Here is a 15,604-nt window from a genome sequence, read left to right on the forward strand (position 1 = left end):
ATAGTCAATGGTCAATAGACCATAGTAAAACAAAAAGACCATGGACTATCGACCATGGTCTATGGACATTTAATATCCGAAATATTTTATATACGTGTTTAAATCCTTATCCCCCCTGCCAGAAATGCAGATCACCACATTATCATCCTTTTTAAAGGTCATCTTCTCAAGGTAGGCAAGGGCATGTGCTGTTTCAATTGCAGGGATTATGCCTTCCAGTTGTGAGCATAGTAGACCAGCTTGCAGGGCCTCATCATCGGTAATGTTTACATACTGCGCACGTTGAATTTTATACAAATGCGCATGCTGCGGACCAATACCAGGGTAATCCAAACCGGCCGAGATAGAATAAGGTTCTACTACCTGTCCATCATCTGTTTGCATTAAAATGGTACGGCTGCCATGCAAAACACCTTCGCGCCCCAAAAAAGTTGTAGCTGCAGAATGCCCGCTTTCTACACCCTGCCCGGCTGCTTCTACTGCAATCAGCTTTACAGATTCATCATCCAGAAAATGGTAAAACATTCCCATCGCATTGCTACCGCCGCCTACACAGGCCATTACATATTGAGGTAATTCGTTTCCGGTATGCTCCAGCAATTGCTTTTTTGTCTCCAATGAAATGATCGACTGGAACTGCGCTACCATTTCAGGATAAGGATATGGCCCTACAACCGAGCCTATGATATAATGCGTATCAACCGGATTGTTGATCCAGTCGCGCATGGCTTCGTTAGTAGCATCCTTTAGTGTTTTACTGCCTGATGTAGCCGGAACCACCTTTGCACCCAACATCTTCATACGCGAAACGTTAGGCGCCTGCCGCTCCATATCTACCTCACCCATGTATACAACACATTCAATACCCATTAGCGCACAAACCGTTGCAGTAGCTACACCATGCTGACCAGCGCCCGTTTCGGCGATGATCCGCTTTTTGCCAAGACGGCGTGCCAGTAGTATTTGCCCAATCGCATTATTGATCTTGTGCGAACCGGTATGGTTCAGGTCTTCCCGCTTGAAAAATATATTAGCGCCATACTTCTCAGAATACCTTTTTGCCGGATACAGTGGCGAAGGGCGGCCCACATAATCCCTCAAAAGCTGTTCAAATTCAGCTTTAAAACCGGGATCATTGAGTATCTGGATATACTGCTGTCTCAGTTCTTCGACGTTTGGATACAGCATTTCGGGGATATAGGCCCCGCCAAAATCACCGTAATACCCGTGTTCGTTAACTCCGTATTTCATCGTAATAGTTCGAATGCGTTTTTTAATTTTTCAATATCTTTCAGTCCCGGCTCAATTTCAAAGCGGCTGTTCAGGTCAACTCCATAAAATTGAGGATGTTTGATCAATTTCACTTCTTCTAAATTATCCAGACTCAATCCTCCGCTTAAAAAGAAAGGGACATCCAGTTTATATTTATCCAGCAATGACCAGTCAAAGCTTTTTCCAGAGCCGCCATGCTTATCCGTTTTTGTGTCGAACAGGAAAAAGTCAACGCTATCAACGTATTGGTTCAACCGTTCAAAATCAAAATCCTGATCAATTCCGAAAGCTTTCAGTACTGTTACCTTATCCTTGAATTCCGCACAAAACTCCGGGTCTTCATTGCCATGCAATTGTATCGCATCAAAGTGATATTTGTCGATTAGTTGATGTATAGTTTCTGCCGTTTCATTCACAAAAACAGCAGTTTTTTCAATGGATTCTGGCACAACAGCTAATATCTCATCACTCAGCTCCGCAGCAAAGCGAGGTGAAGGCGCATAACAGATAAACCCTACATAATCAGGTTTTAATGCTGTAACGGCTTCAATATTGTCGCGGTATTTCAGTCCACAAATCTTTATATGCATTAGTTGCTGCTTATTAAATTTTTAAAACTGGTTAATGCTCTTTTGCTCAGCAAAGCTTCGTCGGCCTCATAAAAGCAATCGCCAAATGTTTTCTCAGGGTGGATAGTTTTAATAGCCAAAGCCGCATTGCAAACCACTACGTTATTTTGTGCGGTGGTACCGTCGCCGTTCAATACACCCATGAATATATCTGCTGATTCTTTTACCGTGCTTCCCCCACCTATTGCTGCGGGATCAAGTTTTTCAAAACCCAGGTTTTCTATACTATTGATCTTTTCGCCTTCGGCAGAGAAAGTTTTGAAGTCCCCAGTCAATGATATCTCGTCATAGCCATCCAAAGCATTCAGGATAGTATATTTTACATCTGATTTTTGATATAGATAAGCGTATATACGCGCCAGCTCCAGGTTAAAAACACCTACCATTTGGTTCTTGGGTTTGGCAGGATTTACCATCGGCCCAAGCATATTGAAGAAGGTTTTTACACCCAATTCACGGCGTATAGGAGCTACCGTTTTCATAGCAGGATGGAATAATGGCGCATGCAAAAAGCTGATATTGGCTTTATCGAGCCCTTTGTTCAGTTTATCGCTTTCATTGGTAAACTGGTAACCTAAAAACTCCATTACATTAGATGAACCACAACCTGATGAAACACCATAGTTGCCATGCTTAGCTACTTTATAGCCCGCGCCTGCTACAACAAATGAGGCAAGCGTAGAAATATTAAAGGTATCCTTCCCATCACCGCCGGTGCCGCAAAGATCGATCAGCTCGTTTGTCTCCAAATTGGCAGGTAAACATAGATCAAGCATGGCATCGCGGAATCCTTCTAACTCATCAACAGTAATAGTACGCATGCAATAGGCGGTCATAAATGCCGCCATTTGCGAATTATTGTATTTTCCCTGCGCAATGTTGGTCAGGATTTCCTTCGACTGCTCGCGGGTAAATGTTTTATGCTCAAATAAATGGTTTAATATTGCTTTCATGGCTTATAGCTAATAAAAAAGGGCTGCCTTGTGGCAACCCTTCTTGTATATATCATTTTTAAACAAACATGGGACTGCCTTACGATTACTCGTTAAGCCACCACCAATTGTTGTTTAATACTTTGTTCATGATCTTGTGCGACAAATATGGAAATAGTTTTTACTAAAAGCAAGCATAATTATATTTTTGGTTGGAGAAGTTGTAGTGGTTATAGATGTTGTAATGGTTGAAGTAGTTTATTTCTTCTTCAATTTTTATAACCTTTACAACCAATACAACCCTTCCAACTATTACAACCAAACAAAATGCCCATCCACAAACGCAAATTTAACCCGGAAGACGACTTAGGATTCGGCACCCAACCGGTGCTCAAGAATCAGCCGTTGATACGGCAGGACGGTTCCATCAACGTAAAGCGTCGTGGATTACCATTTTATAATACAGCCAACAATTACCATAAGCTGATCACCATGAGTTGGCGTAAATTCTGGCTTATCGTGCTGTCTTGTTATTTAACAATCAATACCTTATTTGCCTGTATTTACCTGTTCATAGGGGTTGAAAACCTTAACGGCGCGGAAGGAACAAATACTTACCAGCATTTTTGGGACGCCTTTTTCTTTTCTGCGCAAACCATTTCGACGGTTGGTTATGGGCACATCAGTCCGCGAGGTATGGCAGCTAACAGCGTTGCTGCGCTGGAATCGATGATGGGTTTACTTGCTTTCGCTTTAGCCACCGGCTTGTTATACGGGCGTTTTTCAAGACCTACTGCAAAAATTGTTTATAGTGAGAATTTGCTAGTTTCCCCTTACCAGGAAAATGGCAAAGGCTTAATGTTCAGGTTAGCCAATTTACGCAGAAACACCTTGATCGACCTGCAAATGGAGATTATCTTCTCCTATAATGAAAATGTGAATGGAAAGCTGGTTCGCCGTTTTTTCCCGCTCGAGCTGGAAAGAAAAAATGTGAGCATACTTACCCTGAGTTGGACTGTGGTTCATCCCCTGGATGATAATAGTCCGCTGAAGGATCTGACACCAGAAGATCTGAAAGGCACCCAGGCCAGTATTGCAATATTATTGAAAGCATTTGATGATACTTTTTCACAGACTGTGCACTCGCGTACATCTTATAAGTGCGAGGATATCATCTGGGATGCCAAATTTACACCGGCATTTGACAGGGATGAGGATGGCACAATCGTATTAAATCTGCACAAGATTGGGAGTTTTGTGAAGTTGTAGGTTATGTTGGAGTTAAATTGGTTTAATTAGTTGTACTGGTTGAAGTGGTTATCATATAGTCTAAAAACTAATACAACCAGTATAACCAATACAACCATTACAACCCTGGCTTAACCTGGCAAAGTTCAATAAGCACACCATTTGCACTTTTAGGGTGAAGAAAACACACTAATTTATTATCTGCTCCTTCTTTAGGCTGATCATTTAAAAGCATAAATCCTTCCTTTTTCAGGCGCTCCATTTCTGCTGCAATGTCCTCTACATCAAAGGCTATGTGGTGTATTCCCTCGCCCCTTTTCTCAATGAATTTATGGATAGGGCTATCCACAGATGAAGGCTCAAGCAATTCAATTTTATTGGGGCCCGATTTCAGAAATGCAGTTCTAACTCCCTCTGAAGCAATGGCTTCTACTTTGTACACAGTTGTGTTCAGCAGTTTTTCATAGATCATCCCCGCTCCCGCAATATCCTTTACCGCTATGCCGATGTGCTCGATCTTTCTCATATCCAAATATTGCAAATAATTACCTTTATCTGATTATTCCACCTTGTTTTGAATGATTTTAAATAAAAACTTTGCATATCTTTGTATTGTTTAATAATTGATATAAATATGAACCTTCCTATATACCTGGATAATAATGCCACAACGCCTATGGACCCACGGGTACTTGATGCGATGGTGCCTTATTTTACCCAGAAATTTGGTAATGCCGCGAGCCGCAATCATGCGTTTGGATGGGTGGCAGAAGAAGCTGTTGATTACGCACGTGAACAAGTTGCCAAAATTATTGGTGCAACTGAAAAAGAGATCATCTTTACCTCAGGCGCTACCGAGGCCGATAACCTGGCTATAAAAGGTGTGTTTGAAATGTACCAGGAAAAAGGCAACCACATTATTACTGCGGTTACCGAGCATAAAGCTGTACTGGATACTTGTAAACACATTGAGAAATTGGGCGGCAAGGTTACTTATTTACCGGTTAAGGAAGATGGGATGATTGATCTGAACGAGTTGGAAGCTGCCATGACCAAAGAAACTATTTTGGTTTCTATCATGTATGGTAACAATGAGATCGGTGTGATCCAGCCTGTAAAAGAAATTGCTGCTATTGCACATAAATACGGTGCGCTGTTTATGACAGACGCAACCCAGGCAGTTGGTAAAATTCCGGTTGACGTAAATGCTGACGGAATTGACCTGCTGGCTTTCAGCGCACATAAAATATATGGCCCTAAAGGTGTAGGTGCATTGTATGTACGCCGTAAAGGACCACGTGTGAAAGTTACCGCTCAAATGGACGGCGGTGGCCACGAACGCGGCATGCGTTCAGGCACATTGAACGTTCCGGGTATCGTAGGTTTCGGTAAGGCTTGCGAACTGTGCATGCAGGAAATGGAAAGCGAAGCAAAACGTTTATCTGCTCTGCGTGACAAATTACAGTCTGCATTAACTGTATTAGAAGAAAGCTATGTGAATGGCAATGTTGAACACCGTTTACCACACGTGGCCAATATATCATTCAAATACGTAGAAGGTGAAGGATTAATGATGGCGATGAAAGACCTGGCAGTATCTTCAGGTTCGGCCTGTACATCAGCTTCACTTGAACCATCCTATGTATTGAAGAGTTTAGGTTTGTCTGACGATCTGGCACATTCATCTATCCGTTTCGGTTTGGGACGCTTCACAACCGACGAAGAAGTGGATTATGCTGTAGACATCACCAAAAAGGCAGTTACTCACCTGCGCGAACTTTCACCACTTTGGGAAATGTTCAAAGAAGGTATCGACCTGAACTCAATTGAGTGGGCAGAACACTAAAAAGGTTTGACGTAATACGTTCTACGTTTTACGTCGGTAACTAGAGATTGAAAATAAAAAACGTACAACTTAGTACGTATAACGTATAACAAATAGTAAAAAAATGGCTTATTCAGAAAAAGTAATTGATCACTATACCAATCCGCGCAACGTTGGTACTTTAGATAAAAGCAGCAGCAAAGTTGGTACTGGTTTGGTTGGTGCACCTGAGTGCGGCGACGTTATGCGCCTGCAGATCCAGGTTGATGATAACAACGTCATCACTGATGCTAAATTTAAAACGTTCGGCTGCGGTTCGGCGATTGCCTCTTCGTCGTTGGCAACGGAGTGGCTTAAAGGTAAATCTATCGACGACGCGATGAAGATCGACAATATGGATATCGTTGAAGAACTGGCTTTACCACCGGTAAAAATCCACTGCTCAGTATTAGCAGAAGATGCGATCAAAGCAGCAATCAACGATTATCGCGTAAAAAACGGCTTAGCGCCAATTGAAAGCGAAAAAACACATCACTAAATATTAGTGAATGGTGAGTAGAGAGTAGTGAGTGGTTTAAATTGACTTAAGACTCGCGACTCAGGACTTAAGACTATAATAAAATGGTAACAGTAACAGATAAGGCGAAAAGTAAGATAGATCACCTGATGCAGGACGCGAATCTGGATGGTTCATATTTTCTGCGTGTATCGGTGCAGGGTGGCGGATGCTCGGGCCTATCTTACAACCTTGATTTTGATAACGAAATAAAAAAGGGCGATCAGTTTTTTGAAGACAAAGGCATTCGTTTGGCTTTGGATATGAAGTCGTTCCTGTATCTTGCCGGCACCGAGCTTGATTTTACAGATGGACTGAATGGCAAAGGTTTCAACTTTCACAACCCTAATGCAACCCGTACCTGCGGTTGCGGCGAAAGTTTCTCAGTATAAATTTTTCGGATTACACCGATTTATCATTTGATTGCACCGATGTTTAAATAAGGCATCGGTGTAATTTTTTTATATCTGTGTAATCATTCTTTTTATAATCGATGGAATCACTTTTATAATCAGTGGAATCATTTTATATTTATCGGTGTAATCCAATTATTATTTAATGAATTCTGTAGCTGAGCGATCGACTGTTCCAAGTCTTATACGCAACATTGTTGCCAATATCCACCCTGACACACACACCTTTATGACCCATAAGGTAAAGGATGAGTGGGTAAATATATCCTATCGTGAAACCATCGAAAAAGCAGATGCCATATCTGCATGGTTTCTGGATATAGGCATAATGAAGGGTGATCGCCTGGCGCTGATCATTGAAAACGGACCGGATTATGTATATTACGATCAGGCCTTGCAGCAAATAGGCGCTGTAAATACCTCTATTTACCCTACTCTTACGGAAAGTGAGATAGAATATATTTTAAATGATTCTGGTGCAAAAACTATCCTGGCAGGCAACCCTTTTCTGTTCAGGAAAGTAATTAAGGTAGCTAATAATTGCCCTAATCTATTACGAATTATACCTGCTTTTGACGACTATCAGAAGCATATGGGCAATGTAAACCTGAATGCCGGTGTTATAGGATTTAATGAAGTGATCAACGAAGGAAGACAGATAGTTGAGAACTACCGCCCAGCGCTAAATAGCGCCAGGGAAGCCATTTTGCCTTCCGATCTGTCCTGCCTCATCTACACTTCGGGAACAACGGGTATCCCAAAAGGTGTAATGCTTACCCATCATAACCTGACAGAAAACGTTCGGGCATGCCTGGAGCAGATAATAGTATTGGAAAAAACAGATGTATTCTTGTCTTTCTTACCCTTGTCGCATATTTTTGAGCGAACAGCAACTTACCACATCTGCTTGCACGATGGTTGTACGATAGCATTTGCCCAAAGCCTGGATCTGCTTGCCAAAAATATGGCTGAAGTAAAACCCACTGTCATGTGCTGCGTACCGAAACTATTAGAGCGTATTCATGACCGGGCTATGAAAAATGGCTTATCAGCAGGTGGCGCAAAAACCAAGATATTCGTCTGGGCATTAGGTATTGGCAAAAAACACAGAGGAGTTCACGAAAAAGCCAAAAAGCCGGGATTGTTGCTTCGCAATCAGCATAAGGTTGCAGAGAAACTGGTATTCAGCAAAATAAAAGAAAGAACCGGCGGGCGCTTAAAGTTCCTTATTTCAGGCGGCGGGGCACTTCCAAAAAACATTGGCGAGTTCTTTGGTGACTTGGGAATCAAAGTGTTAGAAGGTTTTGGCTTAACAGAAACTTCACCTGTAATGGCAGTTACCGAGAATGAACGGGTAATCTATGGTACCGTTGGTCGCATCATTCCGCGCATTGAGGTGGGCATACAAAATGTCGATACAAAAGAAATTTATACCATTCAAACACATAATAATTTTAATCCTGATTTTCAATCGGAAGAAGGTGAGATCATTGTTCGCGGACACTGTGTAATGAAGGGTTATTGGAACAAGCCTGAAGAAACAGCAAGTGTGATCGATCCGGATGGATGGCTTCACACAGGTGATATAGGACGTTTTTATAAAGGCAACCTGCAAATTACCGATAGATTGAAAAATATGCTGGTAAATGCATATGGCAAAAATATTTATCCTACACCGGTAGAGAATACTTATTTGAAAAGCTCGCGGATTGAACAGGTATTCCTGATTGGTGATAAACGGGAATACATTACCGCAATCATAGTTCCTGCAAAAGAGATTATGCAGGAGACCTTCAACCTTACAGAAGAGTTCTTCAATAATCCTGAATTATTTATAGAAGATAAAGAAATTACTGACTGGATAGCCCAGGATATCAAACGTTTATCAAACGAGTTAGCTAAATTTGAGAGGATCAAAAACTTCAAGGTAAAACGTAATCCGTTCAGTATGGACGAAGGTGAAATTACCCCTACCCTGAAAGCCAAACGCAAGGTAATAGAGAAGAAATACGCCACTGCCATTGATGAAATGTATTTACAGGAGGCAGAGGTGGATTAGCATATAAATAATGTTTCTTAAACATTGGTGCTATGAACAAGAGATTGATGTTTGCCTTGCTGATCGCAGCACCGGCATTGATGTACTCCTGCAAAAAGGATACATCCGGGCAAATTGCCACCAAACCATACCTGCCGCCAGGTAAATACATCCTTTTCGATGCCGATCAGGCTTTTAACCTGGGACAATCAACATTTCCAAGCCTGTATACTTCTATTTATTATGCCAACCTGGATGGTTCGCAGATAACGCGCATCACTCCTGTTGAACCAACCTATTATAGTTACCGGGCCTCCTGGTCGCCTGATGGCACGCAGGTAGTTTACACCCGGGGAGATTATGCCGATACTTCAAGGGGTATCTGTATAATTGATATTACAGGCCAAAACTTCAAACGCATTATAAAAGGTGATGAAGCCGACTATGCCTGCTTTTCACCCGATGGCAGCATGGTGGCCTACGCAAAAAGCCTGGTGCATACGCATCCGTATCATTATGATCTGTACACGGCAACTGTAACTGGTGCCAATGAGCGCCGTCTTACTTATTTTGCTGATGATAATGGCTCTGTCGCCAACATTCATTGGTCTACTGATGGGAATATATACTTTAATGCTGCCGGGAGCCGTAGCGAAAGCGGCATTTATTCCATCGACAAAGGCGGCAACAATTTAAAATATGTCTTTTACTCTGACTTATTAGGTATATCGCCCGATGGCAAAAACTTGCTTTTTGACCAAAGCGACGGCCTGTATACCTGCAACACCGATGCCAGTAACGTAAAAAAACTGATCGCTTACGATGCAAATAATCCTAACATGCTTTTGGGTGCGTCATGGTCGGCAGATGGCAGCCTGATTTATTTATCCAACACCAATTTATCAGCCAACCTGTTAGGTATATTCAAAGTCAATACCTACGGTTATGGGTTTACTAAAGTACTTGACGGCTTTTATGAATATCCCAGTGTACATTAAGTCTACCAGGGACTAACACCTGTTTCAGGATTATTATCGTCACTAAAATATTGCCCTGATGGGCCATTTTCATCAACTACTGCATATTTCACTATTCTTGCAGCCGCATCAGGAACAGTTCCTGTACCGCGATGCTCATTAAAATCAGTTGCTGTAAAACCGGGGTCAACCGCATTTACTTTGAATGGAGTATCTCTTAACTCATAAGCCAGGGCAATGGTATAAGCATTCAATGCTGATTTGATGGCCCATATGCTCCACCTTTAACCTGGTAATATTTCCAGGACGGATCACTATGTAATGTAAGCGATGCCAGTCCGGAAGTGACATTTACAATTCGCGGAGCCTCTGATTTTTTGAGCAGATCCAGAAAAGTTTGCGTTACTTCTATTAATCCAAAGAAATTCGTATCGAACACCTTTCTTATTTCATTCACATTTACCGACGAAGGTGGTTGCGGGAAGACGCCACGTATGCCTGCATTATTGATGAGTACATCCAGAATATCAGTCTTTTCACCTAAAGTTTTTCTTGCTGACTTAATTGATGCTGTATTGCTAACATCAATTTGAATAGCTTCTACATTATCCGAGTTCAGTCTGGCTACTGCCTCCTGCCCTTTTTGCAAATCACGGCTTCCGAGGTACACATAGTATCCTAAATCAAGAAGTTGTTTCGCTGTTTCAAAGCCAATACTCTTATTGGCGCCGGTTATTAATGCTTTTTTCATAGTTAGATAGGTATGACTGCAATTTTATAACTTTCTGTGCCTAAATACAAACTCATATCTCAAATCTCACGTCTCAAATCTAAAAAAACGCTATTTTTGCAGCCTTAATAAAAACTATGAGTATCGCTTTATCCGAACAGGAAATTTTACGCCGCGAGAAGCTGAATCAGCTTCGTGCGCTGGGCATTAATCCATATCCGCCCGAAGAGTTTAAAGTCACTGCAACTGCGCAGGACATTTTGGAAAACTTTGAAAAATTTCCGGAAACCTACAAACAGGTAACCATTGCAGGCAGGATCATGAGTTTCAACGTGATGGGAAGCGCATCATTTGCCAAGCTGCAGGATTCAACCGGGCGTATTCAAATCTATCTAAAACGTGATGATATCTGTCCCGGCGAAGATAAAACACTCTATAATACTGTATTTAAGAAGCTGCTGGATTTAGGCGACTATATTGGCGTGAAAGGCTATGTGTTCACCACACAAACTGGTGAGGTTTCCGTTCATGTGCAGGAGTTTACCCTGCTGTCCAAATCATTAAAACCACTGCCGATTGTTAAACGCGATGAAGAAGGTAATATTCATGATGCCTTTACCGATCCGGAGCTGCGTTACCGTCAGCGCTATGTTGATCTCACTGTAAACCCCGAGTTTAAGCAGATTTTCATGAAACGCTCGAAAGTGATCAGCTCTATGCGCGATTACTTTAATTCACAGGGTTGGATGGAAGTAGAAACCCCGATCCTGCAGGCTGTACATGGCGGTGCCGCTGCAAGGCCATTCAGAACGCATCATAATACATTGGATATGCAGCTTTTTCTGCGTATTGCGAATGAGCTATACCTGAAAAGATTGATTGTTGCCGGATTTGACGGTGTATACGAGTTCGGTAAGATGTTCCGTAACGAGGGCATGGACCGCACCCACAACCCTGAGTTTACTTCAGTTGAGATCTACATAGCTTACAAGGACTATATCTGGATGATGGAGATGGTGGAAAACTGCCTGGAGTATGTAACCCGTGCGGTAAATGGCATTCCTGTGGTTCAGGTAGGTGAAAACGAAATCAATTTTGCAGGGCCTTATACCCGCCTAACCATGTACGAATCTATCCAGAAATATACCGGCATAGATGTATCTGCAATGGACGAAGCCGCTCTTCGCAAAACTTGTGCTGACCTGGGCATCGAAATAGATGGCACCATGGGCAAAGGTAAACTGATCGACGAGATATTCAGCGCAAAAGTTGAGGCTAACTTAATTCAACCGACTTATATCACCGATTATCCAATCGAGATGACTCCACTTGCTAAGAAACATCGTAGTAAAGATGGTTTGGTGGAACGCTTTGAGTTGTTCGTAAACGGTAAGGAAATTGCCAATGCTTATTCTGAATTAAATGATCCTATCGATCAGCGCCAGCGTTTTGAAGACCAGTTGGAACTGGCTGGTCGTGGTGATGAAGAAGCAATGGCAATGGATGACGATTTTTTACGTGCCCTTGAATATGGTATGCCGCCAACATCCGGTTTAGGTATTGGTATCGACCGCTTTGTAATGCTAATGACAAACCAGCACACTATCCAGGAAGTATTGTTCTTCCCACAAATGCGCCCGGAGAAAAAAGCCAAAATAGCTACCATTGAAGATTTTGTGAAGATCGGCGTTCCCGCCGAATGGGTGCAGGTGCTTAATAAAATGGGCTTCAATACTATTGAAGAGTTAAAAGCTGCCAATCCTAATAAGGTTTTTAATGACCTCGGTGGAATGCGTAAAAAACTAAAGCTTGATATTACCATGCTTGCGAAAGAGGTGGTAATGGCTTGGTTCGAATAACAGTTTGCAGTTGCCAGTGTGCAGTTTGCATTTAAAACTTTCAACTGCCGACTGCACACTGGCAACTGCAAACTAATAACTGTGCACCGCAAACTGCTTTCTGGTAACAATTTGTTAATAAAATCATAAAACAAATAGAACTTTTATATCGGTTTCTCTGTATAATTTTATAATTACACAAATTATGCAAAAATCATGACTAACTCGATATTAGAAATTACTGAAAACGAATATCTTATAAAGCTTAACCGCAGCAATTTCGATCTGTCGTTTATAAGAAGCCTACTGAAAATTGTTGAGGTAGCAAATCCTTCTTCTGAAAACCCGATTATACCTGAGCGGTATGTATCGCCGAGACAGAATAACTCGTCTGAGCCGGATTACTATAGCTTTATTGACGAAAAATAGGCTTTAAAAGTTTTCTCTTTTAAAGCCTGTTTTGTTTTAGAATTGGCGGTAACCTCCACGAACCACCTGTTTATCCATTTGAGTAAGCTGACCCTTCATCATCTTTATTTGGTCGGCAAGCAATTTGTTTTTATCATCCTTAGTCGCTTCCTGCAAATACATCTGCGCTTCGCGCTTGTTACGTTTAGCCATTGCGATGCCTGCAAGGCTTAATTTAGCCAGAGCTATATTGTGCGACATTTTCATACCCAGTGAAAGTGCTTTCTTAAAATATTTCTCTGATTTCATCGGCGCTTTACGCGACTCCATCAAACCGATCAACAGATTATAATAACCATGCTGATTTTTGTTCAATTGCTTTTCGTAATTGGTGATCTTGTTAAGCCATTCTTCGGCTTTCACAGTATTATCTTTACGCAGATAAAACTGCGCGATCAGCATATTTTCATTAAAAAAGAAAGTAAGCAGTGTAAGCCCGCCTAAAAGAAATACCAGTATACCCCAGCCCCAAAATCCAAAGCCACAAAGTGTTACCCCCGCTCCTGCTACCACGCAGGCAATAATTAACCTTACCAGATTCGACATAATTTTTTATGCTATAAAAATAGAATGCAAATATCCGTTTATTTGTAGTCTTAACCAATATTCGCACACATATTTATGGCATTAAATTTCGAACCATCCTGGCTGGAAGTTTTACATGAGGAATTTGATAAAGATTACATGAAAAAGCTAAGGCAATTCCTGAAAGAAGAACAGGATGCCGGTCATCGTACTTATCCAAAAAACGCCGATATATTTAATGCATTCTGGAAAACACCTTTTGATAAATTAAAGGTATTGATACTTGGTCAGGACCCTTATCACGGCCCAAACCAGGCACATGGGTTATCCTTTTCAGTGCAGAAAGGAATTATTCCTCCACCTTCACTTAAGAATATCTATAAAGAATTGTCTACAGATATTCCCGGCTTCGTTATACCAAATCATGGGGAATTAACTGAATGGGCCGAACAAGGTGTAATGCTTTTAAATGCCACTTTAACCGTTCGTGCAGGCACTCCGGGCTCGCATCAAAAAAAAGGGTGGGAAGAGTTTACCGACCAGGTAATTAAAACAATCTCTGACAAAAAAGAAGGCATCGTATTTATTCTATGGGGAGCCTATGCACAAGCAAAAGCTGAACTGATAGATAAATCCAAACATTTTATTATCAAATCACCTCATCCATCGCCTTTTTCGGCTGATAGAGGTTTCTTTGGCTCCAAGCCATTTTCAAAAACAAATGAGATATTAATAAAAGAAGGAAAAAAGCCGATTGATTGGCAGATACATTAGATGTGCAGATGTGCGAATATGCAGATGTGCAGATTTTTTGATTGTCACGGGATTTCACCTGCACATTCGCACATCTGAAATCCGCACATCAAAATCAGTATTCCAGTGGCACGATAGGTTCTTTCTTACTGGTCGACATGATCATCATGGTCTGGAAGGTTTTTACAACCGGGATGCGGCTGATCTTTTCCATGATCAATTGCTCGTACGATTTAATATCACGAACGTAAACCTTCAATAAGAAATCGCACTGACCGGTTACGTGATGACATTCGGTAACCTCTTTGATGTTTTTTATCTCGTCAAGGAACACCTGTATAGTATTATTTTTATGAAAGTCCAGCGATACCTGGATAAAAGTTTTGATTCCCAGGCCGAGTTTTTCTTCATCAACCAGGGCATGATAGCTTTTTATATACTCTGCATTTTCCAGTTTACGCACACGTTCAAGTGTCGGTGCCGGTGAAAGGCCAATCTCATTTGATAGCTGTAAGTTGGTAATTCTGCCGTTTTCCTGTAAAATCCTGAGAATCTGGAGGTCTATTTTATCTAATTCAGCTGCCATGGTAAATGCAAATATAGTTTTTCCTGCATCAGCAGAATAAAATTTCTCACAAAAGTACTTAAACAGAAATAAATTTTTTAATAAAATTTTTAGATTGGTCTAAAATTATTATTAGATTTGTTTAAATGAATACTTTTACAGAAGAGAACTACTTAAAAGCCATATATCATCTATCCTTACAATCGGAAAGTGTAAGCACTAACCAAATCGCTGCCTCATTAAATACCAAAGCGGCATCGGTAACGGACATGCTGAAAAAACTAGCCGATAAAGAGCTGATCAATTATGCTAAATACCAGGGCGTAACACTTACTGCTGAAGGTGAAAAAATTGCCTTAAGTATAGTCCGCAAGCACCGGCTTTGGGAATATTTTTTGGTTGAGAAGCTCAATTTTAAATGGGACGAGGTACACGATGTGGCCGAGGAACTGGAACACATCTCTTCAAAAGAACTGATCGACCGTCTTGATGATTTTATGGGCAATCCTAAATATGATCCGCACGGCGACCCTATCCCCGATTGCAATGGTTTGTTTAAGGCACATGTATTAAAACCCGTGTCATCATTGGTTTTACATGATTCGGGAATTATCTCAGGTGTTCGAGATCATTCCTCTTCATTTTTACAATACCTTGAAAAGATGCAATTGACCATCGGTAAAAAGATAAAAGTGACAGAGATCAATGATTACGATCACTCAGTTATCCTTAATTCAGAAGACAAAAAAGTTCACATCAGCCGCGACGTCGCAAATAATCTGCTCATCTCCTTATGAATAACGAATCTAACCACTCATTAAGCAATGTACACAGC

Annotated in this window: 18 protein-coding genes; 10 read left to right on the plus strand and 8 right to left on the minus strand. The window is 41.3% G+C overall.

Annotated features, from left to right (window positions below):
• Window positions 1–69: 69 nt before the first annotated feature.
• Genes trpB through trpD form a run of 3 tightly spaced genes read right to left on the minus strand, consistent with a single transcriptional unit; the run spans window position 70 to window position 2,854 of the window.
• Window positions 70–1,251, minus strand: a complete 1,182-nt coding sequence (gene trpB, locus VIM89_RS00320; protein ID WP_488154117.1) for a tryptophan synthase subunit beta — start codon at window positions 1,249–1,251, stop codon at window positions 70–72.
• A complete protein-coding gene (locus VIM89_RS00325) occupies window positions 1,248–1,862 on the minus strand; it encodes a phosphoribosylanthranilate isomerase (RefSeq protein WP_488154118.1) in 615 nt (204 codons plus the stop codon). Before VIM89_RS00325 ends, trpB begins: the two co-directional genes overlap by 4 nt.
• Window positions 1,862–2,854, minus strand: a complete 993-nt coding sequence (gene trpD / locus VIM89_RS00330) for an anthranilate phosphoribosyltransferase (RefSeq protein ID WP_488154119.1) — start codon at window positions 2,852–2,854, stop codon at window positions 1,862–1,864. Before trpD ends, VIM89_RS00325 begins: the two co-directional genes overlap by 1 nt.
• Window positions 2,855–3,160: 306 nt before the next feature.
• Between trpD and VIM89_RS00335 the strand changes: the two genes are divergently transcribed.
• Complete coding sequence (locus VIM89_RS00335; protein WP_488154120.1) at window positions 3,161–4,102, plus strand: ion channel; 942 nt, start codon at window positions 3,161–3,163, stop codon at window positions 4,100–4,102.
• Between the two features lie 97 nt (window positions 4,103–4,199).
• Here VIM89_RS00335 and mce read toward each other — a convergent pair whose 3' ends face one another.
• Window positions 4,200–4,607, minus strand: a complete 408-nt coding sequence (gene mce / locus VIM89_RS00340; RefSeq protein WP_488154121.1) for a methylmalonyl-CoA epimerase — start codon at window positions 4,605–4,607, stop codon at window positions 4,200–4,202.
• Between the two features lie 108 nt (window positions 4,608–4,715).
• Here mce and VIM89_RS00345 point away from each other — a divergent pair, with 108 nt between their 5' ends.
• The 5 genes from VIM89_RS00345 to VIM89_RS00365 all read left to right on the plus strand — a co-directional run bounded on the left by VIM89_RS00345 (window position 4,716) and on the right by VIM89_RS00365 (window position 9,911).
• A complete protein-coding gene (locus VIM89_RS00345) occupies window positions 4,716–5,927 on the plus strand; it encodes an IscS subfamily cysteine desulfurase (protein ID WP_488154122.1) in 1,212 nt (403 codons plus the stop codon).
• A gap of 103 nt (window positions 5,928–6,030) precedes the next feature.
• Window positions 6,031–6,444, plus strand: coding sequence for a Fe-S cluster assembly scaffold IscU (gene iscU, locus VIM89_RS00350; protein ID WP_488154123.1), 414 nt, complete (start codon window positions 6,031–6,033; stop codon window positions 6,442–6,444).
• An 83-nt stretch (window positions 6,445–6,527) separates the two neighbouring features.
• Complete coding sequence (locus tag VIM89_RS00355) at window positions 6,528–6,854, plus strand: HesB/IscA family protein (protein ID WP_488154124.1); 327 nt, start codon at window positions 6,528–6,530, stop codon at window positions 6,852–6,854.
• 166 nt (window positions 6,855–7,020) lie between these two features.
• Entirely contained in the window at window positions 7,021–8,934 is a 1,914-nt protein-coding gene (locus VIM89_RS00360) for an AMP-dependent synthetase/ligase (RefSeq protein WP_488154125.1), read from the plus strand.
• Window positions 8,935–8,966: 32 nt separating this feature from the next.
• Window positions 8,967–9,911, plus strand: a complete 945-nt coding sequence (locus VIM89_RS00365; protein WP_488154126.1) for a TolB family protein — start codon at window positions 8,967–8,969, stop codon at window positions 9,909–9,911.
• A 2-nt stretch (window positions 9,912–9,913) separates the two neighbouring features.
• On the opposite strand, the gene VIM89_RS00370 is transcribed toward VIM89_RS00365, so the two are convergent.
• The gene (locus VIM89_RS00370) at window positions 9,914–10,144 is read right to left on the minus strand and encodes a hypothetical protein (RefSeq protein ID WP_488154127.1); all 231 of its coding nucleotides are present in this window, start codon (window positions 10,142–10,144) and stop codon (window positions 9,914–9,916) included.
• Window positions 10,141–10,641: an SDR family NAD(P)-dependent oxidoreductase gene (locus VIM89_RS00375; RefSeq protein WP_488154128.1), complete on the minus strand. Its 501-nt coding sequence runs from the start codon at window positions 10,639–10,641 to the stop codon at window positions 10,141–10,143. Before VIM89_RS00375 ends, VIM89_RS00370 begins: the two co-directional genes overlap by 4 nt.
• A gap of 116 nt (window positions 10,642–10,757) precedes the next feature.
• Between VIM89_RS00375 and lysS the strand changes: the two genes are divergently transcribed.
• Both lysS and VIM89_RS00385 read left to right on the plus strand, forming a co-directional pair.
• Window positions 10,758–12,479, plus strand: a complete 1,722-nt coding sequence (lysS, locus tag VIM89_RS00380) for a lysine--tRNA ligase (RefSeq protein WP_488154129.1) — start codon at window positions 10,758–10,760, stop codon at window positions 12,477–12,479.
• Window positions 12,480–12,674: 195 nt separating this feature from the next.
• Window positions 12,675–12,887: a hypothetical protein gene (locus tag VIM89_RS00385; RefSeq protein WP_488154130.1), complete on the plus strand. Its 213-nt coding sequence runs from the start codon at window positions 12,675–12,677 to the stop codon at window positions 12,885–12,887.
• Window positions 12,888–12,923: 36 nt separating this feature from the next.
• On the opposite strand, the gene VIM89_RS00390 is transcribed toward VIM89_RS00385, so the two are convergent.
• Complete coding sequence (locus VIM89_RS00390; protein ID WP_488154131.1) at window positions 12,924–13,472, minus strand: tetratricopeptide repeat protein; 549 nt, start codon at window positions 13,470–13,472, stop codon at window positions 12,924–12,926.
• Between the two features lie 75 nt (window positions 13,473–13,547).
• Between VIM89_RS00390 and ung the strand changes: the two genes are divergently transcribed.
• Window positions 13,548–14,225 carry a uracil-DNA glycosylase gene (ung, locus tag VIM89_RS00395; protein WP_488154132.1) on the plus strand — a complete coding sequence of 226 codons (678 nt, stop codon included), beginning with the start codon at window positions 13,548–13,550 and terminating at the stop codon, window positions 14,223–14,225.
• A gap of 94 nt (window positions 14,226–14,319) precedes the next feature.
• Here ung and VIM89_RS00400 read toward each other — a convergent pair whose 3' ends face one another.
• On the minus strand, window positions 14,320–14,790 hold the full coding sequence (locus VIM89_RS00400; RefSeq protein ID WP_488154133.1) for an Lrp/AsnC family transcriptional regulator: 471 nt from the start codon (window positions 14,788–14,790) through the stop codon (window positions 14,320–14,322).
• A 125-nt stretch (window positions 14,791–14,915) separates the two neighbouring features.
• Between VIM89_RS00400 and VIM89_RS00405 the strand changes: the two genes are divergently transcribed.
• On the plus strand, window positions 14,916–15,566 hold the full coding sequence (locus tag VIM89_RS00405) for a metal-dependent transcriptional regulator (protein WP_488154134.1): 651 nt from the start codon (window positions 14,916–14,918) through the stop codon (window positions 15,564–15,566).
• Window positions 15,567–15,604 lie beyond the last annotated feature (38 nt).

The organism is Mucilaginibacter sp. (assembly GCF_036568825.1).
Taxonomy (GTDB): Bacteria; Bacteroidota; Bacteroidia; order Sphingobacteriales; family Sphingobacteriaceae; genus Mucilaginibacter.

What these genes read in the sequence shown, in the direction of transcription:
- VIM89_RS00375 (WP_488154128.1), bottom strand. Translation starts at nt 10,641, where the DNA reads ATGAAAAAAGCATTAATAACCGGCGCCAATAAGAGTATTGGCTTTGAA.
- VIM89_RS00360 (WP_488154125.1), top strand. Translation starts at nt 7,021, where the DNA reads ATGAATTCTGTAGCTGAGCGATCGACTGTTCCAAGTCTTATACGCAAC.
- ung (WP_488154132.1), top strand. Translation starts at nt 13,548, where the DNA reads ATGGCATTAAATTTCGAACCATCCTGGCTGGAAGTTTTACATGAGGAA.
- trpB (WP_488154117.1), bottom strand. Translation starts at nt 1,251, where the DNA reads ATGAAATACGGAGTTAACGAACACGGGTATTACGGTGATTTTGGCGGG.
- VIM89_RS00390 (WP_488154131.1), bottom strand. Translation starts at nt 13,472, where the DNA reads ATGTCGAATCTGGTAAGGTTAATTATTGCCTGCGTGGTAGCAGGAGCG.
- VIM89_RS00355 (WP_488154124.1), top strand. Translation starts at nt 6,528, where the DNA reads ATGGTAACAGTAACAGATAAGGCGAAAAGTAAGATAGATCACCTGATG.
- VIM89_RS00400 (WP_488154133.1), bottom strand. Translation starts at nt 14,790, where the DNA reads ATGGCAGCTGAATTAGATAAAATAGACCTCCAGATTCTCAGGATTTTA.
- trpD (WP_488154119.1), bottom strand. Translation starts at nt 2,854, where the DNA reads ATGAAAGCAATATTAAACCATTTATTTGAGCATAAAACATTTACCCGC.
- mce (WP_488154121.1), bottom strand. Translation starts at nt 4,607, where the DNA reads ATGAGAAAGATCGAGCACATCGGCATAGCGGTAAAGGATATTGCGGGA.
- VIM89_RS00335 (WP_488154120.1), top strand. Translation starts at nt 3,161, where the DNA reads ATGCCCATCCACAAACGCAAATTTAACCCGGAAGACGACTTAGGATTC.
- VIM89_RS00345 (WP_488154122.1), top strand. Translation starts at nt 4,716, where the DNA reads ATGAACCTTCCTATATACCTGGATAATAATGCCACAACGCCTATGGAC.
- lysS (WP_488154129.1), top strand. Translation starts at nt 10,758, where the DNA reads ATGAGTATCGCTTTATCCGAACAGGAAATTTTACGCCGCGAGAAGCTG.
- VIM89_RS00385 (WP_488154130.1), top strand. Translation starts at nt 12,675, where the DNA reads ATGACTAACTCGATATTAGAAATTACTGAAAACGAATATCTTATAAAG.
- VIM89_RS00325 (WP_488154118.1), bottom strand. Translation starts at nt 1,862, where the DNA reads ATGCATATAAAGATTTGTGGACTGAAATACCGCGACAATATTGAAGCC.
- VIM89_RS00405 (WP_488154134.1), top strand. Translation starts at nt 14,916, where the DNA reads ATGAATACTTTTACAGAAGAGAACTACTTAAAAGCCATATATCATCTA.
- VIM89_RS00365 (WP_488154126.1), top strand. Translation starts at nt 8,967, where the DNA reads ATGAACAAGAGATTGATGTTTGCCTTGCTGATCGCAGCACCGGCATTG.
- iscU (WP_488154123.1), top strand. Translation starts at nt 6,031, where the DNA reads ATGGCTTATTCAGAAAAAGTAATTGATCACTATACCAATCCGCGCAAC.